Consider the following 19,339-nt stretch of genomic DNA (forward strand, 5'->3'; position numbering starts at 1 on the left):
TCTGCGTATACAGGGGGCGTATACACCCCGTGTAGAGTCATGGCCATGTCCATCGGTCACACCCTTCTAGGGCTCCTGGAGTCGGGCCCCCGCCACGGTTACGACCTCAAGCGGGCCTTCGACGAGAAGTTCGGTCACGACCGGCCGCTGCACTACGGCCAGGTCTACTCGACGATGTCCCGCCTGCTGAAGAACGGCCTCGTCGAGGTCGACGGGATAGAGCCCGGCGGCGGGCCCGAGCGCAAGCGGTACGCGATCACCGACGCCGGGATCACCGACGTGCAGCGGTGGCTCGCGACGCCCGAGAAGCCGGAGCCGTATCTCCAGTCGACCCTGTACACCAAGGTCGTCCTGGCCCTGCTCACCCGGCGCGACGCGGCCGACATCCTCGACACCCAGCGTGCCGAGCATCTGCGGATGATGCGGATCCTCACCGACCGCAAGCGCAAGGGGGACCTCGCCGATCAGCTGATCTGCGACCACGCCCTGTTCCATCTGGAGGCCGACCTGCGCTGGCTGGAACTCACCGCCGCGCGTCTCGACAAGCTGGCCGAGGTGGTGGTCAAGTGACTCCGCCTCCGGGTTCCCTGCTCGCGGCCGAAGAGCTGCGCAAGGCCTACGGTCCGACCGTCGCCCTCGACGGCGCCGAGTTCTCCATCCACCCCGGCGAGGTCGTCGCCGTGATGGGGCCGTCCGGCTCCGGCAAGTCGACGCTGCTGCACTGCCTCGCCGGCATCGTGCCGCCCGACTCGGGGTCCATCACGTACAACGGGCGTGAGCTGGCCACCATGAGCGACGCCCAGCGCAGTGCGCTGAGACGATCCGAGTTCGGGTTCGTCTTCCAGTTCGGGCAGCTCGTGCCGGAGCTGACCTGCGTCGAGAACGTCGCCCTTCCGCTGCGGCTGAACGGGACCTCCCGCAAGGACGCCGAGAAGGCCGCCCTGACCTGGATGGAGCGGCTGGAGGTCGACGACCTCAGGAAGAAGCGCCCCGGCGAGGTCTCCGGCGGTCAGGGGCAGCGCGTCGCCGTCGCCCGCGCGCTGGTCACCAACCCGCGCGTGCTGTTCGCCGACGAGCCGACCGGCGCGCTCGACTCCCTCAACGGCGAGCGCGTGATGGAGCTGCTGACGGACGCCGCGCGCTCCACCAACGCCGCCGTCGTGCTGGTCACGCACGAGGCCCGGGTCGCCGCCTACTCCGACCGCGAGATCGTCGTACGGGACGGCAAGTCCCGGGACATGGAGCGGGCCGTATGAGCATGGGTCAGTGGGCCAAGGATCTGGGCATGGGGGTCCGGTTCGCCTTCGCCGGCGGACGTGAGGGATGGGTCCGGGCCCTGCTGACGGCCGTCGGAGTCGGGCTCGGCGTCGCGCTGCTGCTGCTGACGACCGCGTTCCCGAGCATGCAGTCCGTCCGGCACGAACGGGAGGAGGCCCGCACCGACTTCACCTACAACGGCGAGGTCGTCAAGCAGTCGGATGCCAGCCTGCTCGTGGCCAACGTCGACACCGAATTCCGCGACAAGGACATCCGGGGCCGGGCGCTGGAGCCCGAGGGCCCCCGGGCACCGCTGCCGCCGGGTGTCGAGAAGTTCCCGGCGGAGGGAGAGATGGTCGCCTCCCCCGCGCTGAAGCGGCTGCTGGAGTCGGACGGCGCGAAGCTGCTGCGGGAGCGGCTGCCCGAGCGGGTCGTCGGGACCATCGGCGAGAGCGGGCTGATCGGCTCGCAGGAACTCGCCTTCTTCCGGGGCGGCGACGACCTCGCGTCGCGCATCGACGGCGGCCGGGTGACCCGTATCGACAAGTTCGGGGACCCGGAGCCGAGCGAGCAGCAGACCGACCCCGTGCTGCTCCTGCTGGTCCTCGTCGTCTTCGTGGTGCTGCTGATGCCCGTCGCCGTCTTCATCGCCGCGGCCGTGCGGTTCGGCGGCGAGCGGCGTGACCGGCGGCTCGCGGCGCTGCGGCTGGTCGGCTCCGACGGCTGGATGACCCGGCGGATCGCGGCCGGCGAGGCCCTGGCCGGAGCGGTGCTCGGGCTGGGCTTCGGTACGGTCTTCTTCCTGATCGGCCGCCAGATCGCGGGCACGGTCGAGGTGTTCGACGTCAGCGTGTTCCCGAGCTACCTCAACCCCTCCCCCGTACTGGCCCTGCTGGTCGGCCTCGCTGTCCCGGCCGCGGCCGTGCTGGTGACACTGTTCGCGATGCGCGGCGTGGTGATCGAGCCGCTCGGCGTGGTGCGTACGGCGAAGCCCTCGCGGCGCCGGCTGTGGTGGCGGCTGCTGCTGCCGATCGGCGGCCTCGCGATGCTCTACCCGATGATCGGCCAGGGCCGCGACAACGGCACCTTCAACGAGTACCTGGTCATCGGCGGTGTGCTCCTGCTGCTGATCGGCGTGACCACTCTGCTGCCCTGGGTCGTCGAGGCGGTTGTCGCCCGGCTCGGCTCGGGTGGTGTCGCCTGGCAACTGGCCGTCCGCAGACTGCAGTTGAGCAGCGGCACGGCGGCCCGCATGGTCAACGGCGTCGCCGTGGCGGTCGCCGGGGCGATCGCCCTGCAGATGCTGTTCGCCGGAGTGGAGAGCCAGTACACCGAGGACAGCGCGTTCGACACCGAGCGGGCCCAGATGCAGGTGTCGATGTCCAGCGACGTGCAGCTCGACCAGGCGGTGGCCAGGTTCCGGGAGACCAAGGGGGTGCAGAAGGTCTACGCGTACGGCGAGGGGTACCTGGGTGATCGGCCCGTGGAACCCGAGTTGTCCGCCGAGATGACCGTCGGCGACTGCGCCGCGCTGCGCGAGGCGGCGAAGCTGCCCTCGTGCCAGGACGGCGACATCTTCTACGTGACGAAGCCCGGAGACGACGAGTACACCCAGAAGCTGCGAAAGCAGCCCGGCCTGAAGCTGTACCTCGACCCGGTGTACGACGGCGAGGTGAAGCGGAAGGAGATCCTCTGGACCGTGCCGCGGAACATGAAGGAGGCCAAGTCACGCGAGGACATGAGCGGGCGGGAGCGCAGCGGCTTCCTCATCACGCCGAAGGCGCTGCCCGCCGCGGACGCACCGGCGCTGACCGGGCAGGCGTACTTCAAGCTCGACGGCACCGTGCCGGACGTGTACGACCGGGTACGGACCACGGCGGCGGCCGTGGACCCGCTGGCGTACCCCATGACCTGGTACTCCACCAGTACGTCCAACCGCTACGGCACCATCCGTACCGGCCTGTTCGTCGGAGCCGTCTGTGTCATGGCACTGATCGGCGCGAGCCTGCTTGTCTCCCAGCTGGAGCAGCTGCGCGACCGCAAGAAGCTGCTGTCGTCGCTGGTCGCCTTCGGCACCCGGCGCCGCACGCTGAGCCTGTCGGTGCTGTGGCAGACGGCGATCCCGATCGCCCTGGGCCTGGTGCTGGCCTCGGCGGTGGGCATGACGCTGGGCGCGGTCCTGCTGAAGATGACGAGCACGCCGATCGTCGTGGACTGGACGAGCGTGCTGTCGATGACCGGCGTCGCCGCCGGCATCGTCCTCGCGGTGACGCTGTTCAGCCTGCCGCCGCTGATGCGGCTGATGCGGCCCGACGGGCTGCGGACGGAGTAGTACGGCAGGCGCGGCAGTGCGGCGGTGGGGTTCCGACGGGGGAGGTCGGGGAACCCCACCGCCACTCGCGCTCAGCTCAGAGGTTGTACTCCCGGATCACCCGCCGGACCTGGGCGAACAGCATGCCCACGTTGACCGACTTGCGGCAGACGACGACGGCCACTATGTCCTGCTGCTCGCTCAGCCGCACGAACAGGTGCGTGAGGTTCTCGCTGTTGACCAGGATCTCCTGGAAGAAGTGGGTGTCGCTGGTGATCCCGCGGCGCTCCTTGAAGACGTCCTCGATCATCACGACCGTACGCCCCTGGAACAGATCGAGCGTCGCACCCGCCAGCAGGTCCAGGACCTCCGGCGGATGGTTCTCCACGGTCTCGTACGACAGCAGCATTCCGGTGGCCATGTCGACCACCCCGGAGGCCACGCAGTCGGGGGCGTCGGTCCGAAGGTGCTTGACCAGGCCCATCACCTGGTCCGAGAAACCTGAGGTCATACGCTTCGTCGCCATCCCTTCAAACTCCTTCTGGTGCCTTGTCGGTTGCTTTGTCGGTGAGGATGAGGTCGATGCGCCGCAGGGCCGACTGGGTCGCCCGGTGCAGATGGTCCACGTCCATGCCCTCGTCGCCGAGCACGACCATGAGGGCGGTGTCGCCGACGGCGTAGAAGGCGGCACAGCCGTGGCTGCCGTACGTCACCGTGCGCCGCAGGGTGCCGCGGGAGGTGGCCTCGGCGGTGCGCCTGGCGAGACCGAGGCCGGCCGCGGCGAGGGCGGCGAGGCCCTCCGGGTCGATCGAGTCGGCGGTGTCCGCGGCGATGAGCAGCCCGTCGGAGGCGGCGACCGCGGTGTCGGTGATGCCGGTGACCTGTTCGCGCAGACCGCGCATTTCCAGGGTCAGGGCTTTGTGATCCATGTACTCGGCTCTCCTGTTTCCTTTTTTCTCTTCACATCTGATCGGCCGGCTCAATGCGGCTGGCACGATATGGCTGGCTCAATATGGCGGCTCATTTCGGAATTCCGTTCCACAGCCGGAAGAAGCTGCCGGGTTTACGGCGGGGCAGCGCGGTCTGTGGCGCGGGCGGGTGCGGTGGGCGGTCCGGGATCTCGGCGGGAGCCGCTCTCCGGGGCCGCAGTGCCCGGCCGTCCGGGAGCGGGCGGACCGGGATCGGCGTGGGCGACTCGACGCAGACCAGGAGCCCGTCGCCGAGCATCCGCGCCACCTCGACCGTCACGGTGTAGACACCGCGCCCGACCCGGAAGGCGAGGTCCCGGGCCGTACGCCGGCCGTCGGCGTTGGCGAGCAGCTCGCGCCGCAGGACGGTGAGTTCGGCATCCGGGACGGCGGGCGCGGGTGCGGGCACGGGCCGTTCCCGGTCGGGGTGGACGGGGTGGGGCAGCGCCACGAGGGCGGCGAGCCTGCGGGCCGAGCCCTGCATCAGGCTGAGCGGCGGTTCACCCACGGGGACCTGCGCGAACGGCTGGACGGTGGGGACGCGTTCACAGTCGTCCACCCGTCCGGCGGCGATCGCGAACGCGGCGTCGTGCAACGCCATCGCGCAGACGACCCGGAGCTGGGCGGCCCCCGCGTACCCGCGCGCGATGAGCGCCGTCACCGGCCAGCGCGCGCCCCCGGACTCCCGCACCAGCTCGGCCCACTGCTCGCCGCTGACCCGCCCGGAGCGCAGCAGCAGCGCCTCGGGGCCCGGAGCGCCGGGGGACTCGGCCGCGACCACCCGTCCGCCGCCGAGGTGGAAGGTGCCGCCCGGTGTCCCGCTGACCCTCAGCTCCCCGGTGAAGCCGTCACGCCCGCATGCGGACAGGGCCCGTGTCAGGTGTTCGTAGCCCGACATCACACCCCTCGCCGTTTCGCACACACGCCTGACGCATAGCGCTGTGGGGGGAATGTGTATCAGCCGTGGCGCATATTCCGGAGGGGGATGTCCCAGCTGTCGCTAGTTGACGGAAGTTGAGTTTCCGGGCGGCGCAAAGAACTGTGTTCGGCGCTCATTTGACCGATTGGCACACGGATACGGGCAACGGCCGCAGGGCCTCGCGCAGGGCTTCCGCCAACTCCTCGTACTCCCCACCGCGTGCGGCCCCCGTGCGCATGGCGAGGGCGATGCGGCGGGTGGGCGCCGGGTCGGCGAAGTAGCCGGTCAGCAGCTGGTTGCTGCGGGTGGCCTCGACCTTGACGGCGGTGCGCGGCAGCAGGGTGACACCGAGGCCCCCGGCGACGAGCTGCACCAGGGTGGACAGCCCGGCGGCCGTGGTGGTGACCGGGGCGTCCGCCCGGCCGGCCTCCCGGCAGATGTCGAGGGCCTGGTCGCGCAGACAGTGCCCCTCGTCGAGAAGCAGCAGGTTGAGCTCCTTGAGGACCTCGCGCGAGATGCCCTCCCGGCCGCCGAGGGCGTGGTCCAGCGGGGTCACCAGCACGAAGTCCTCGTCGAAGAGCGGCAGTTCGGCGACCCCGGGCACGCCCAGCGGCACGGCGAGCAGCAGCAGGTCCAGGCGGCCGGAGGTGAGCCCCTCGACGAGGCTGGCGGTCTGCTCCTCGTGCACCTGGAGGTCGAGGTGCGGATACCGGCCGTGGACCAGCCGCAGCACCGTCGGCAGCAGATACGGTGCCACCGTCGGGATGACGCCGAGCCGCAGCGCCCCGGTGAACGGTGCCCGGACCGCCTCCGCCTCCTCCATCAGCGCCCCGACCTCCGCCAGCACCGCCTTCGCCCGTACGGCCAGCCGCTCACCGGCGGGCGACAGCAGCACCCTGCGAGTGGTCCGCTCCAGCAGTGTCACTCCGAGTGACTCCTCCAGGGCGGAGACGGCACCGGACAGGGCGGGCTGGCTCATGCCGATCGCGGCTGCCGCGTCCCGGAAATGAAGGTGCTCGGCGACGGCCGCGAAGGCCCGCAGCTGGGCGAGGCTGGGCTGCCTCCTCTTACTCACGGTCACTGATAGCACTCTCCGATCAACCGGCCAGAGTGTAGCTATTTCTCGTATCAATGCAGCCTGTGCCAGGATCGGTAAGGTCCAACCCATGGGAGACACCTGTACCGATCGGGTGTCTCCTCGCTGCAAGGAGAGCGTGTGCTCACTGTCGGTGACAAGTTCCCCGAGTTCGAACTGACCGCCTGCGTCTCGCTGGAGAAGGGCAAGGAGTTCGAGACGATCCACCACAAGACCTACGAGGGTCAGTGGAAGATCGTCTTCGCCTGGCCGAAGGACTTCACCTTCGTCTGCCCGACCGAGATCGCGGCCTTCGGCAAGCTGAACGAGGAGTTCGCCGACCGTGACGCGCAGGTGCTCGGCTTCTCCGGTGACTCGGAGTTCGTGCACCACGCCTGGCGCAAGGACCACGACGACCTGCGCGACCTGCCGTTCCCGATGATGGCCGACTCCAAGCACGAGCTGATGCGCGACCTCGGCATCGAGGGCGAGGACGGCTTCGCCAAGCGTGCCGTGTTCATCGTCGACCAGAACAACGAGATCCAGTTCTCCATGGTGACCGCCGGCTCCGTCGGCCGTAACCCCAAGGAGGTCCTGCGGGTCCTGGACGCCCTGCAGACGGACGAGCTGTGCCCGTGCAACTGGAGCAAGGGCGAGGACACCCTGGACCCGGTCAAGCTGCTCGCGGGAGAGTGACCCCCATGGCCCTCGACTCCCTCAAGTCCCGTATACCGGACTACGCCAAGGACCTGAAGCTCAACCTGGGCTCGGTCATCGGCAACTCGGACCTCCCGGCGCAGCAGCTGTGGGGCACGGTGCTCGCCACCGCGATCGCCGCGCGCTCCCCGATCGTGCTGCGCGAGCTGGCGCCGGAGGCGAAGGCGAACCTCTCGCCCGAGGCGTACACCGCGGCGAAGTCCGCGGCCGCCGTGATGGCGATGAACAACGTCTTCTACCGGACCCGGCATCTGCTGTCCGACCACGAGTACGGCAACCTGCGCGCCGGTCTGCGGATGAACGTCATCGGCAACCCCGGTGTCGACAAGGTCGACTTCGAGCTGTGGTCCTTCGCGGTGTCCGCCATCAACGGCTGCGGGCTGTGCCTCGACTCGCACGAGCAGGTGCTGCGCAAGGCGGGCGTGGACCGTGAGGTCGTACAGGAGGCGTTCAAGATCGCGTCCGTGATTCAGGCGGTCGGCGTCACCCTCGACGCGGAGGCGGTGCTGGCCCAGCCGGCCGAGTAACCCGCCACGACAGGACAACGGCCCCTGCCCACCCATCGGTGGACAGGGGCCGTTGTCCTGTCCCATGACATTCACCACTCGACCCAGCCCGGATCGGGACCAAGAGTGACCGGACGGTCGAAGATTGCCCGGTTCTTCCCGTTGTTGAAGGAAGGTCCGCACGCAAGGAGTCACAACGGAACGATATGTTCCGTTTGCGTGCAGAATCCCACTTGGACAGTGGGAGAGGGGATCTGATTGGGTCCCGGTGACTACCGTTACATCCAGCCACCCCTGCCACTTGACCAGGGTTCCCGGGGGGCGGATGAATGCTTTTTCTGGGGGATCTCATGTCCGTGCGCAGCCGCATTTCCGCGAGAACCGCACTTGCCGCAGCCGGGGCCACCGTGGCCATACTCGGTCTGACCACTCCGCAGGTCGCCGCAGCCGACCAGCCCGTTGCCGGCGTTTCGGCCAAGGCCGACAAGAACACGAAGGCGATCGCGGCGGCCAAGCCCCGCTCCGTCGCCCGTGCCGGGAACGTCTGCGGCACCGGATACAAGCTCTACAAGGCAGAGCAACTGCCCGACTCAAGGCGCTTCGCGACTCTCTTCGTCTACGTCAAGGGAGACAACCCCGGGAGCAACAACGCACCCACGTGCGCCATCCTCGACAACAATCTGGGCAGCGCGAAGTGGATGAAGATCAAGCTCTGCTCGAACTGGACCGCGGACGGCTGTGACAGTGACTCGGGCGTCTTCAGCCAGTACGCGGGGCCCGTCTACCGCGCCCGCGGCGGTTGCGGCACGGTCACCGCGTTGATGAAGAACTCCACGAGCGACAGCGTGTACATCGTCGACCGCAAGACGGACTCGACGAACTGCAACTAGGCAGCGCCGAAAGAGCCGTAATCCCAGGACTCCATGTCATCTCACGGCGTGGAGTCCTGCCAATTCCGCGTGCCCGCACACTCCAGTTCCGCGTGCCCGCACACTCCAGTTCCGCGTGCCCGCACACCCAACCGAACACGGGGAAGACTTCCTTGAGTCTCAAAAGACGAACGCGCGCGCCGCTTGTGGCAGTAGTGGCCTGCGCCGCTCTGACCGGCGGTCTGCTCCAGGCCGCGCCCGCCGTCGCCGCACCGAACCCTCACCCCTCCACCCGCCCCGCCACACCGCCGGCGCCTTCCGGCCAGGTGAAGGATCCGGACAAGAAGCTCGGCAAGGGCTGGAAGACCAGTCCCGACCGTGCGGTCACCGCCGCCGCTGATGCGAACGGTCTGCGCATCCTCGTCGCCGACAGCGGCAAGGCGTACACGTGGAGGACCGCCGCCGTCCTGTCGGAGCCGGGCATGCCCGCGGATTCGTGGATCGGCAACCAGTGCCTGATGGACCACGATCACGCGGCCGTCGTCTACGCACCGCGCAGTTTCACGAACAAGCCCGACCTGATGCAGGGCGGCGCCTTCACCGCCATCGTCGATCTGACGACCGGCCATGTGAAGAAGCTGCCGTTCAACGGGTCGTTGGCCTACTTCGACCCGTCCTGCAACACCACCACGCACACAGCTGCGTTCACCGCCTTCCGGGACATGAACGATCCCACGGCGACGCGGACTCGCGTCATCACCGTGGGCGTGGACGGCAGGACCTCGGGTACGGCCGCCGCGAAGGGCGAGATCACCAGCGCGGTTCCGGTCAAGGACGGCACGGTGGCCGCGCTCGGCAGCCGCCTCGTCCACCTCGACCGCTCCGGCAAGGTGGAGAACCTCGCGGACGCGGACGGTGCCCCGTTCGACATCCGGCCCGCCGCCGACGGCACGATCGGCTTCGTCGTCCGCAAGGGCGACTCCGCGGCGCACGCCAAGCTGTTCACCGGCAGCGGCAAGCCGAAGACCCTCGCCTCGGCCAAGCTCGGCGACCTCGCCCTCGTGCAGGGCGAGGCGGGCAGGGTCTTCCTCACCGGCCACCCCAAGGGCTCCCTCGCCACCGCGGGAACCGGCGTCACGCGCCTCAACGCCCCGGCCGGCACCGATGTGTCCTCGCACGGCCGTCTCGCGATCGAGCCGGTCCTCACGCCTGGTGTGCACGCCGGCCTGGCGCACATCAAGGGCGCGGGCAAGGGCTTCACGAAGTCCGGGGAACCCGCCTCGCAGACGGCGACGCCCGCCGACGACGGCGACAAGCCGGTGACGGTCACCAGCATCGCCACCACCACCGGGACCAAGCTGGCGCAGAGCGTGCAGCAGGCGGCCGGCGACAGCTCGGGGAACAATTCCTCCCCGGTCCTCCCCAAGGCCGCCGGGACGCACCGGTCGAAGGGCGCCTCCTCGAAGGCGGGCCTGACCGTGAGCCCCCCGACCGACGACGACCGCTGGTGCGCCGTGTCCCGCAACGACGTCAAGGTGCAGGCGCTGCAGCCGACCTCGAATCAGGTCGAATGGGCCGTCGACATGGCCGTGCGGGGCAACCTGCGCTCCAACTACATCCGGCAGGGCGGATACCGCTCCCAGGCCGGCCTGGGCACCATCGACCCGCAGGGCCTGTTCCCGCCGCCGACGCTGACGGGCGACGCCAAGGCCAGGATCCCCGCCAACGTGCTCCTCGGCATCATGGCCCAGGAGTCCAACCTGTGGCAGGCCGAGGGCGGGTCGGTCCCCGGCCAGATGGGCAACCCGCTGGCCGCCGTGGACGGCTACTACGGCCACAAGGCCGACCCCAACGACCCGGCCGCCTACTGGCAGATCAACTGGGACAAGTCCGACTGCGGCTACGGCGTCGGCCAGGTGACCGACGGCATGCGGCTGGCCGGTCACGAGAAGGTGGACGCCAGCGGGCACAAGGAGAAGTTGCTCGACCCGGCCCTGCAGAAGCTGGTCGCGGTCGACTACGCGTCGAACATCGCCGCCTCCATGAAGATCCTCGCCGACAAGTGGAACGAGGTCCACAAGGCCGGCCAGAAGATCACCGTCAACAACGACGATCCGTCCAAGGTCGAGAACTGGTTCACCGCCGTGTGGAACTACAACCTCGGCTTCAACCCTCCGTCGGAGGCCTCGAAGCACGACGGGCACTGGGGTCTGGGCTGGTACAACAACCCGGCCAACCCCATCTACGCCAAGGGCTGGGGCCATCCGTTCATGAACACCGACGTCGACCCGTTCGCCGTCAAGGACGCCGCGCATCCGCAGGACTGGCCGTACGAGTTGAAGGTGATGGGCTGGGCCGCCTGGTCCATCGACACCGGCTTCTCCTACGCCACCTCCGGCAGGCAGGACTGGCCCGGCGAGTCCGGCTTCTCCTCGGCCGGCTTCCGTCCCGCCTACTGGAACGGGACGGACCAGCCCTACATGTACGAAGGCAGCGCGCGATACAACCGGGTGCACGTCGCCCCGCCGCTCGACGCGTTCTGCAACTCCAAGAACAACTGCAATCCGAACACCCCGCCGGACTGCCCGGACGCCGAGTGCTACGCGAAGTACTGGTGGAACCAGCCCAACGTGACCTGGAAGGACGACTGCGCCAGCACCTGCGGCTTCGAGAACATCAAGTACCAGTCGCTGGTGTCGGAGCCGGGACGCGGCACCCGCCTGCAGAACGGTACGCCGGTGTGCTCCGGCGCTCCGGCCGGTTCCAAGGTCGTCGCCTCCCTCCCGAACGGAACGCCGACCTGGAGTGACCAGAGCGGCTGCGCGACGACCTCGTCCGCAGGAAGTTTCCAGTTCTCGTTCAACCCCGGCACGGAAGGCCGTTACCAAGCGAAGGCCGACCTGCACTCGGTGGGCGGCGGCTACGGCGGCCACTACTGGTGGACCCACACCCGCGACGCCGACCACTACGGTGGCGACAACGGCTACATGACCATCAAGGGCACCTGGACCCTCGGCCAGAGCCTCAACTGGGCGCGCGTTCTGGTGCACCTTCCCGACACCGGCGCCCAGACCCGGCAGGCCAGGTACAACGTGCTGGGCTCGGACAGCCTCCACTCCCAGCGGGTCGTGCTCCAGCGCGCGGGCGGATGGGTCAGCCTGGGCGCGTTCCACTTCACCGGCACCCCGAAGGTCGAGCTGTCGAACACGACCAAGGTCGGAACCGCGGACGAGGACATCGCCTGGGACGCGGTCGCCTTCCAGCCTCTTTCGGGCAAGCCGGCCAACTCCGTCGTCGCGATGGGGGATTCCTACTCCTCGGGTGAAGGGGCGACCGGGGAGAACGGCAAGGACCTGTACGAGGAGACCGACCACAACGACAAGCAGAACAAGAACGCAATCGACAAGTGCCACCGCTCCAAGCTCGCCTGGTCGAGGCAGGCGACGCTTCCGGGGTACTCCAGCTCCATCGGGGCCATGGCCGACAGCCTTGACCCGCAGATGGACTACCACTTCGTGGCCTGCTCCGGAGCGCGCACCTTCGATATGCTGAAGGACGGCCAGTCCGGCGAGGTGGCACAGCTCGACACCGGGTACCTGGACCAGAACACCACCCTGGTGACGCTCAGCATCGGCGGCAACGACGCCCGCTTCAGCGACATCATGAAGAAGTGCGTCGACCTGGCCGACCCGCAGCTGTCCACGTGCCCGTACACGGAGCTGGACAACCGCGATCCCGCAACCGGAGACACGAAGCCCGGCACGACCGGTGACCTGAAGGACTGGGCGCCGAAGTGGCTGCACGACGCCGTGCGCCCGCAGATCGTCAAGACGCTCAACGCCATTCACGGCCTGGCCCCGAAGGCGAAGGTCGTCCTCATGGGCTACCCGCGCCTGATCGAGAAGGACCACAGCTGTCTTCCCGGTGCGTACGAAACCGTCGAGAACGACTGGGTACGCTCGCTGGCCGACAATCTCGCGACCGAGATGAAGGGTGCCACCCAGGACGCCGGATCGTGGGTGGTCTTCTCCGACCCACGGGACCGGTTCGACGGCAAGGCGGCCTGCGGCAGTCCGGAGACCATCAACGCCATCGTGGAGAACGGGCGGGAGAAGGCGGACGAGGAGTTCCCGAATGCGTCCATGCAGTCCTTCCACCCCAAGATCGCGGGGGCTCGCCTCTACGCCGACAACCTGGAGCAGACGCTTCGGGGCATGTGACACATAGCTGATCCCGGGGGCCTGAGTATCCGTACTCAGGCCCCCGGCCATCGTTCAGGGAAGGCTGCAGGCATGAACACCCCCCGCACGGAACCACGGCCCGTGCTGCCCCGCGTGTCGGGCGCGGCCGCCACGGGCGCGGTTCTGGCCACCGGCGCCGGAACCTACCTGTCGTGGGTCAGGCAGTACGACGACCGGGCATGCGCGACCACCGCCAGCATCTGCGTCACCTGGAGGGGTGTGTCAGCCATCCCCCTCACCATGACGATCGCCGTGATCGTCCTGACCGTCGTCTACAAGCGGCTGGGCATCAGGCCACGGCTCGCCGTCATCCCCCCGACCTTCCTGCTCGCGCCGCTCCCTCTGGCCGCCGCGCAGTCGGCGGCAGGCTGGTGGGCCGTCCCCCTCGCGGGCGCGGCCTGGGCCGGCTCCCTCGCGCTCGCCGCTTGGAGCCGCTACCGGATCCCGGGAGTCACGGCTTCAGGCGTTCTGCTACTCGCCTCTCTCATCGTCCTCTACCACTGAGGACGCGCCGGCCGCGGCGCTGTGCACGGTGGCTTCGGCCTGCGGCGCGGCCTTGTCCTCGGCCGTTTCCTGCGCCGCTTCCTGGGAGTACTGGCGCAGATACCCCACCACCGTGTTCGTCACCGCGACCAGTGGTACGGCCACCACCGCGCCGCCGATTCCGGCCACCATGGCGCCGGCCGCCACCGTGAGGACCACCGCGAGCGGGTGCACGCGCACCGCGCGGCCCAGGATGAACGGCTGCAGGACATGGCCCTCGATCTGCTGGACCGCGAGGACGACCACGAGGGTCATGACCGCCGTGAAGATGCCCTGCGTCACCAGCGCCACGACCACGGCGAGGGCGCCGGAGGCCACCGCTCCGACGAGCGGGATGAAGGAGAACAGGAAGATGAAGACGGCCAGCGGGACGGCCATCGGGACGTCGAGGAAGTAGATGCCGATGCCGATGAAGACGGCGTCGATCAGGGCGACGAGGACCGTGCCGCGCACATACGCCGTGAGGGTCGCCCACGCGCGCGGGCCGGCGCCGGCGACGCCCGGGCGGGCCGCGGCCGGCACGAGCTTCAGCGTCCACTCCCAGATCCGCTTGCCGTCGTAGAGCAGGAACAGCGTCGAGAAGACCGCCAGCAGGATGCCGGTGAGCGCCTCGACGACGACCGTGACGCCTTCCAGGCCGGCCGAGGTGATCTCGTCGGTGTTGGCGCCGATCGCCTCCCGGAGGTTCTCGGCGATCTCGTTGATCTGCTTGTCGGTGACGTGGAACGGGCTGTTGAGCAGCCAGTTGCGCAGCTCGTCGATGCCGTCCTGGATCTGGTCGGAGAGGTTGTCGATGTTCTCCATGACCTGCCAGGTCACGAACCAGCCCATCAGCCCGATGACGACGAACCCGAGGATCGCGGTCAGGGCGGTGGCGAGCCCGCGCGGCACCCGTCGCCGCATCAGCCACGCCACCGACGGCTGCATCAGCGCGGTGAGGAGCAGGGCGATGACGAACGCCAGCACGACGAGTTGTACGGCGCTGATGACCCGCATCAGCACCCAGACCGTGCCGGCCAGTACCAGCAGCCGCCAGCCGGCCTCCGCCGCGACCCGTACGCCCCACGGGACGACCTGCGCGGGGTCGGGGCGGGGAGGCGGAGCCGCGGGGGCGTAGTCGGGGGGACGTGGGACGTGGTCGGCGGGCGGCGGTGGGGTGTCGGCGGCCGGCGGCTCGGGCGCGACGGCGGTGGCGGGCCGCCGTTCCGGCCGGAACTCGGCGCTCTCCCGCTCCACCTCGGCGCGACGCTCGTCCAACCGCTCACTCATCTCGGTCAGTCCGGCGCCGAGCCGACCGAGCCACCCTGGCACTCGCGACATGATCCGTCCTCTTCCCCCGTCTCTCCTCACCACTCCCCCCTGGAGTCGCCACGTCCGACCGTACATGGCACGGCACGAAGCAGAGCGAAAGCCCCTCACCAAAGGACGGTGAGGGGCAATGCAGGGTTGAGAAGCACCCTAAGGGGCGCGGGGAACTGCGCGACCAGCCACAACGGCGCGGCAGACAAGCAGCGACGTACCGCGGCTGTACCAGCGGGGCGTCTAGTACCAGTGGTTGGCCTGCCAGAACGACCAGGCCCCGCAGGGGCTGTGGTACCGGTCGTTCATGTAGTTGAGGCCCCACTTGATCTGGGTGGCCGGGTTCGTCTGCCAGTCGGAGCCGGCGGACGAGTACTTACCGGCGGGCAGGGCCTGGAAGAGACCGTAGGCACCCGACGAGGCGTTGACGGCCTGGTAGTTCCAGCTGGACTCGTGGTCCACGATGTTGCTGAAGCACTGGAACTGGTCCGCCGGCACCATCTGGCGTGCCATCGCCTGGATCTGCGCGACGGTGTACGAGCTCTGGATCGGGAAGTCGGCGGAGGAGGACCGGGAGGCCTTCGTCTCGGCCTCTTCGCGCTCCTTGGCTTCCTTCGCCGCCTTCTCGGCGGCCTTCTGCTTGTCGATCGCCGTCTGGGCGGCTGCCTTACGGGCCGCTTCCTCGGCGTCCTTCTTGGCGCTCGCGTCCGCGGCGATGGCCTGGACATTGGCCTGTGCCGTCAGGGACTCGGTCTGCACCTGGGCCTGCTGGCCCGCGGGTATGTCCGCGAGAAGCGTCGAATCGGCAGCCGTCGCCTCGGCGTCGTTGTTCTGCGCGGTGCTGCCCGAGGCAACGCCGACGACGCTTCCGACAGCGGTGACCGCGGTGGCAGAGGCCACTGCGAATCCCCTGACCGAAATCGGACTCACACGGTTTCCTTCCAGCATCGTCCGCTTCGGTGACCCTGGCGGACGCAATCGTGCCCCTGGCTCTGGCCTCCCAACTGCGGGGTCACGGGAGGCACGGACCCGGTGGGCAACTCCTGTGAAGGGAGCGCCGCGTGGTGACTCGGGCGGCATACGACGGCGCTATGCAGTTGGTTGTGGTGCTGCTGTGGTTCCGTACCGCTGGGGGTACAGGTGTGTCGTATGCGGGGCCTGACAGGAGTGAGACTCTGCCGCACCCGGACGCCGCAAGGCAATTCCGTGTTGCGTGTGAAAGCTCACACCTCGTTTGTCCCAGAGGTTTTCCGGAAAGTCGCACACGCCGAGGCGCCGCCCGGATAGGCTCTCAGCCTTTCCGAACGGCGCCAACCAACCAGTAGCTACCGCAAGTTGAGCACTTGGGTCAGATCTGCCCGTCCTCCAGCATTTCGGTCACAAGCGCCGCGATCTGGGACCTCTCGGACCTCGTCAGCGTGACGTGGGCGAAGAGCGGATGTCCCTTCAGTTTCTCCACGACGGCGACGACACCGTCGTAGCGCCCGACCCGCAGATTGTCCCGCTGGGCCACGTCATGAGTGAGGATCACCCGTGAATTGGCACCGATTCGGGACAGAACGGTAAGAAGCACATTCCGTTCCAGCGACTGCGCCTCGTCCACGATCACGAACGCGTCGTGCAGCGAGCGTCCGCGGATATGGGTGAGGGGCAGTACCTCCAGCATTCCGCGCGCGGTGACCTCTTCGATGACCTCGCGGCTGGTGACCGCGGACAGGGTGTCGAAGACGGCCTGCGCCCAGGGGCTCATCTTCTCGGCCTCGCTGCCGGGCAGATAGCCGAGCTCCTGCCCGCCCACCGCGTACAGCGGCCGGAAGACCATCACCTTCTGGTGCTGACGGCGCTCAAGCACCGCCTCCAGACCCGCGCACAGCGCCAGCGCCGACTTGCCGGTGCCGGCCCGGCCGCCCATGGACACGATCCCGACGTCCGGGTCGAGCAGCAGGTCGAGCGCGATCCGCTGCTCGGCGCTGCGTCCCTTGATGCCGAACGCCTCCCGATCGCCGCGCACCACCCGGACATTGCCCTCGGGCGTGACCCGGCCCAGCGCGTTGCCGCGCTCGGAGTGGATCGTCAGTCCGGTGTGCACGGGCAGGTCGGCGACCTCGGGGACGTAGACATGGCCTTCCTCGAAGAGGATGTCCACCTGTTCACCCGCCAGGGTCAGTTCGGACATTCCGGTCCAGCCGGAGGAGTCCGTGATGGCGAGCTCGGCGCGGTACTCCTCGGCGAGGAGGCCGACGGACGAGGCCTTGATCCTGAGCGGGAGGTCCTTCGACACGACGGTGACGTCGAGTCCCTCGGCCTGCAGATTGCGGGCGACCGCGAGGATGCGGGAGTCGTTGTCCCCCAGGCGGTAGCCGCTGGGCAGCACGCTGGGGTCCGAGTGGTTGAGCTCGACACGGACGGTCCCGCCGAGTTCCCCGATCGGAATGGGGGCATCGAGACGGCCATGCCGCACCCGGAACTCGTCGAGCAGACGCAGCGCCTGCCGGGCGAAGTAGCCGAGTTCGGGATGGTGCCGTTTGGCCTCCAGTTCCGTCACCACGACGATGGGGAGCACGACCTCGTGCTCGTCGAAGCGGTTCAGGGCGTTCGGGTCGGCCAGCAGGACGCTGGTGTCGAGAACGTAGGTGCGCCGGTCTGGCTTGTGGCGCTTTGTGCTGGTCACCACGGAAGGACGTACCCCCTCGGATGAGGTCGGGGAGCGACGGAGTGGAGCTGGACCGGTCGTCGGCCGCCCTGCACGCCTGGCACGGGCCGAAAACCGGCCCTCCACTGCTTCTTCCGTGCCGTGACCGCACGGTCGAGCTGGTGCAAAGGGCCTCCCGGGCGGACGGCTCCGGCGCCGCCCACTGAGATACGACACCCGTGGTTCGGGTGTCGACCTGCTTGGCTTATGCCCTCGAACATGCGCTGCCATGCCAGCGCATATGACGGCGCCCCGGTGAACTCCTTGTTACTTCTGTCCCAATGAGGGTGACTTTTGCCTCGCCGAAATACGGCGGTCAGCTGGCCGAAAGAAGGCTCAGCCGCCGTAACGCCGGTGCCGGGCCGCGTAGTCGCGCAGGGCCCTGAGGAAGTCGACCTTGCGGAAGGCCGGCCAGAAGACCTCGCAGAAGTAGTACTCGGAGTGGGCCGTCTGCCAGAGCATGAATCCGGACAGCCGCTGCTCGCCGCTGGTGCGGATCACGAGGTCGGGATCGGGCTGGTCACCGGTGTAGAGGTGGCGGCCGATCAGGTCGACACTGACGGACTCGGCGAGGTCCTCCATCGAGGTGCCCTTGTCATGGGCGTCGACGATCATCGAGCGCACGGCGTCGGCGATCTCCTGGCGGCCGCCGTAGCCGATCGCGACGTTGACCAGTATCCCGTCGACGTGCGCGGTGGTCTCCTCGGCCTCCTTGAGGGTGGTCTGCATCCCGGGGGGCAGCAGGTCGGGCGTGCCGACGTGGTGCACCCGCCAGCGGCCGTCGGCGGCCAGGGAGCGGACGACGTCCTCGATGATCCCGAGCAGCGGACCGAGTTCGTCCTGCGGCCGGTCGAAGTTGTCCGTCGACAGCAGCCAGAGGGTGACCACCTCGACGTCCGTCTCGGTGCACCAGCCGAGGAACTCCTCGATCTTCTCGGCGCCGGCCCGGTGCCCGTGCACGGTGGTGGAACCCGAGGCCTTCGCCCAGCGCCGGTTGCCGTCCATGATGACGCCGATGTGCTTGGGCACCTGAGCGTGGTCCAGGTGGCCCTCCACCCGGCGTGCGTACAGCCTGACCAGCAGGCCACGCAGCTTGTCGCGCAGGTTCACGAGATTGTCAGCCCCTCCGTACGGATCGGACAGGCGCGGCCCCGGCGCGGTCGCGGTGGTCGCGATGAACGGTGCGCGGCGATGGTCGCGGCGCGGTCGAGGGCGGTCCCTGTCCGTATGGCGGTCCCCGGAGGCGAAGCCTACCCCTGTCGCGCCCTGGCCCCGCCAACGGGTGTCGGGCATGCGGCTGCGGCGGCGCCGGGGCGCGGGGGTGGGGCGGGCATACGGGGGTGGGTGGCCGTAGGGGGTGGCGGGACGGCGGGCCCTGATGCGGAGGGGCTCCGATCCGTGGGCGAAGACCGGCCGCGGATCGGGGCACAAAAAAACGGGCCGGTCCGTGGGGGGGAGACGGACCGGCCCGAGGGGGGGTTTCCACCATAACCCTTCGTAAGTGATGCTGCGCGCATCGGCGTGCCACAACTACTCTCCGAAATCACTCGGCGACGGGCCGGTGGCCATGAGCGGGCCCCCGCGTGGCGCAATCATGGCCCCGCCGACGTGGATTCCCTGGGGAAACGGGTGGGATGCGGCGGGATCCGGAGGATTTGGCGCGCCTTGAGCCCTGCGCGGCGACTTGTCCGCGCTTCCCTCCCCCGGGTGACCCCGACCGCGAACGCCCGCTTGACGCCGCACATGACTTCGCGGGTCGGACGCGGGTTCGACGTGATGCGCGTCCAGCAGGGGCGCAAACAGGCGCACGGCACCGCGCAGCCCCCTCCGCGGGGGGGGGGGGGCCCCCCCCCCGTGTTTAGACGCAATTATTTCGGGCGCAATTATAGTGGTGGGGGTGGGGGGAGCGTGGCGCCGCGCACACAATAGGATAAAATTGGGT

At 68.9% G+C, this 19,339-nt stretch carries 16 protein-coding genes; 8 read left to right on the forward strand and 8 right to left on the reverse strand.

The window, feature by feature from the left end; genetic code table 11:
• Positions 1–45 precede the first annotated feature (45 nt).
• Genes ACFWYS_RS22325 through ACFWYS_RS22335 form a run of 3 tightly spaced genes read left to right on the forward strand, consistent with a single transcriptional unit; the run spans position 46 to position 3,589 of the window.
• Entirely contained in the window at positions 46–570 is a 525-nt protein-coding gene (locus ACFWYS_RS22325; protein ID WP_234766647.1) for a PadR family transcriptional regulator, read from the forward strand.
• Entirely contained in the window at positions 567–1,256 is a 690-nt protein-coding gene (locus ACFWYS_RS22330) for an ABC transporter ATP-binding protein (protein WP_384771586.1), read from the forward strand. Before ACFWYS_RS22325 ends, ACFWYS_RS22330 begins: the two co-directional genes overlap by 4 nt.
• On the forward strand, positions 1,253–3,589 hold the full coding sequence (locus ACFWYS_RS22335; RefSeq protein WP_384771589.1) for an ABC transporter permease: 2,337 nt from the start codon (positions 1,253–1,255) through the stop codon (positions 3,587–3,589). Before ACFWYS_RS22330 ends, ACFWYS_RS22335 begins: the two co-directional genes overlap by 4 nt.
• 76 nt (positions 3,590–3,665) lie before the next feature.
• On the opposite strand, the gene ACFWYS_RS22340 is transcribed toward ACFWYS_RS22335, so the two are convergent.
• The 4 genes from ACFWYS_RS22340 to ACFWYS_RS22355 form a co-directional block, all read right to left on the reverse strand.
• The gene (locus ACFWYS_RS22340; protein ID WP_384771592.1) at positions 3,666–4,094 is read right to left on the reverse strand and encodes a hypothetical protein; all 429 of its coding nucleotides are present in this window, start codon (positions 4,092–4,094) and stop codon (positions 3,666–3,668) included.
• 4 nt (positions 4,095–4,098) lie between these two features.
• Positions 4,099–4,497, reverse strand: coding sequence for a roadblock/LC7 domain-containing protein (locus ACFWYS_RS22345; protein ID WP_384771595.1), 399 nt, complete (start codon positions 4,495–4,497; stop codon positions 4,099–4,101).
• A 91-nt stretch (positions 4,498–4,588) separates the two neighbouring features.
• On the reverse strand, positions 4,589–5,434 hold the full coding sequence (locus ACFWYS_RS22350; RefSeq protein WP_384771598.1) for a MarR family transcriptional regulator: 846 nt from the start codon (positions 5,432–5,434) through the stop codon (positions 4,589–4,591).
• A 154-nt stretch (positions 5,435–5,588) separates the two neighbouring features.
• Positions 5,589–6,536, reverse strand: a complete 948-nt coding sequence (locus ACFWYS_RS22355; RefSeq protein WP_384771601.1) for a LysR substrate-binding domain-containing protein — start codon at positions 6,534–6,536, stop codon at positions 5,589–5,591.
• A gap of 135 nt (positions 6,537–6,671) precedes the next feature.
• On the opposite strand from ACFWYS_RS22355, the gene ACFWYS_RS22360 reads away from it, so the two are divergent.
• The 5 genes from ACFWYS_RS22360 (at position 6,672) to ACFWYS_RS22380 (ending at position 13,367) form a co-directional block, all read left to right on the forward strand.
• Positions 6,672–7,226 carry a peroxiredoxin gene (locus ACFWYS_RS22360; protein WP_384771603.1) on the forward strand — a complete coding sequence of 185 codons (555 nt, stop codon included), beginning with the start codon at positions 6,672–6,674 and terminating at the stop codon, positions 7,224–7,226.
• A gap of 5 nt (positions 7,227–7,231) precedes the next feature.
• Complete coding sequence (locus ACFWYS_RS22365) at positions 7,232–7,774, forward strand: alkyl hydroperoxide reductase (RefSeq protein WP_384771606.1); 543 nt, start codon at positions 7,232–7,234, stop codon at positions 7,772–7,774.
• A 386-nt stretch (positions 7,775–8,160) separates the two neighbouring features.
• A complete protein-coding gene (locus ACFWYS_RS22370; protein WP_384771608.1) occupies positions 8,161–8,643 on the forward strand; it encodes a hypothetical protein in 483 nt (160 codons plus the stop codon).
• Between the two features lie 185 nt (positions 8,644–8,828).
• The gene (locus ACFWYS_RS22375) at positions 8,829–12,842 is read left to right on the forward strand and encodes a hypothetical protein (RefSeq protein ID WP_384771611.1); all 4,014 of its coding nucleotides are present in this window, start codon (positions 8,829–8,831) and stop codon (positions 12,840–12,842) included.
• Positions 12,843–12,914: 72 nt separating this feature from the next.
• A complete protein-coding gene (locus ACFWYS_RS22380) occupies positions 12,915–13,367 on the forward strand; it encodes a hypothetical protein (RefSeq protein ID WP_384771613.1) in 453 nt (150 codons plus the stop codon).
• Here ACFWYS_RS22380 and ACFWYS_RS22385 read toward each other — a convergent pair.
• From ACFWYS_RS22385 to ACFWYS_RS22400, 4 genes are all read right to left on the reverse strand, one after another.
• A complete protein-coding gene (locus tag ACFWYS_RS22385; protein WP_384771616.1) occupies positions 13,335–14,726 on the reverse strand; it encodes an AI-2E family transporter in 1,392 nt (463 codons plus the stop codon). The two genes, ACFWYS_RS22380 and ACFWYS_RS22385, sit on opposite strands and share 33 nt — an antisense overlap.
• A 222-nt stretch (positions 14,727–14,948) precedes the next feature.
• Positions 14,949–15,653: a transglycosylase SLT domain-containing protein gene (locus tag ACFWYS_RS22390; protein WP_384771619.1), complete on the reverse strand. Its 705-nt coding sequence runs from the start codon at positions 15,651–15,653 to the stop codon at positions 14,949–14,951.
• 400 nt (positions 15,654–16,053) lie between these two features.
• Positions 16,054–17,379, reverse strand: coding sequence for a PhoH family protein (locus ACFWYS_RS22395; protein WP_384771622.1), 1,326 nt, complete (start codon positions 17,377–17,379; stop codon positions 16,054–16,056).
• A gap of 354 nt (positions 17,380–17,733) precedes the next feature.
• Positions 17,734–18,507 (reverse strand): isoprenyl transferase, encoded by a 774-nt coding sequence (locus tag ACFWYS_RS22400; protein ID WP_384771625.1) that lies wholly within the window; start codon positions 18,505–18,507, stop codon positions 17,734–17,736.
• Positions 18,508–19,339: the final 832 nt, after the last annotated feature.

Origin of the sequence: Streptomyces sp. NPDC059010, from assembly GCF_042740355.1 — a bacterium.
Classification (GTDB): Bacteria; Actinomycetota; Actinomycetes; order Streptomycetales; family Streptomycetaceae; genus Streptomyces.

What these genes read in the sequence shown, in the direction of transcription:
- ACFWYS_RS22325 (WP_234766647.1), top strand. Translation starts at nt 46, where the DNA reads ATGTCCATCGGTCACACCCTTCTAGGGCTCCTGGAGTCGGGCCCCCGC.
- ACFWYS_RS22335 (WP_384771589.1), top strand. Translation starts at nt 1,253, where the DNA reads ATGAGCATGGGTCAGTGGGCCAAGGATCTGGGCATGGGGGTCCGGTTC.
- ACFWYS_RS22340 (WP_384771592.1), bottom strand. Translation starts at nt 4,094, where the DNA reads ATGGCGACGAAGCGTATGACCTCAGGTTTCTCGGACCAGGTGATGGGC.
- ACFWYS_RS22345 (WP_384771595.1), bottom strand. Translation starts at nt 4,497, where the DNA reads ATGGATCACAAAGCCCTGACCCTGGAAATGCGCGGTCTGCGCGAACAG.
- ACFWYS_RS22350 (WP_384771598.1), bottom strand. Translation starts at nt 5,434, where the DNA reads ATGTCGGGCTACGAACACCTGACACGGGCCCTGTCCGCATGCGGGCGT.
- ACFWYS_RS22365 (WP_384771606.1), top strand. Translation starts at nt 7,232, where the DNA reads ATGGCCCTCGACTCCCTCAAGTCCCGTATACCGGACTACGCCAAGGAC.
- ACFWYS_RS22380 (WP_384771613.1), top strand. Translation starts at nt 12,915, where the DNA reads ATGAACACCCCCCGCACGGAACCACGGCCCGTGCTGCCCCGCGTGTCG.
- ACFWYS_RS22385 (WP_384771616.1), bottom strand. Translation starts at nt 14,726, where the DNA reads ATGTCGCGAGTGCCAGGGTGGCTCGGTCGGCTCGGCGCCGGACTGACC.
- ACFWYS_RS22390 (WP_384771619.1), bottom strand. Translation starts at nt 15,653, where the DNA reads ATGCTGGAAGGAAACCGTGTGAGTCCGATTTCGGTCAGGGGATTCGCA.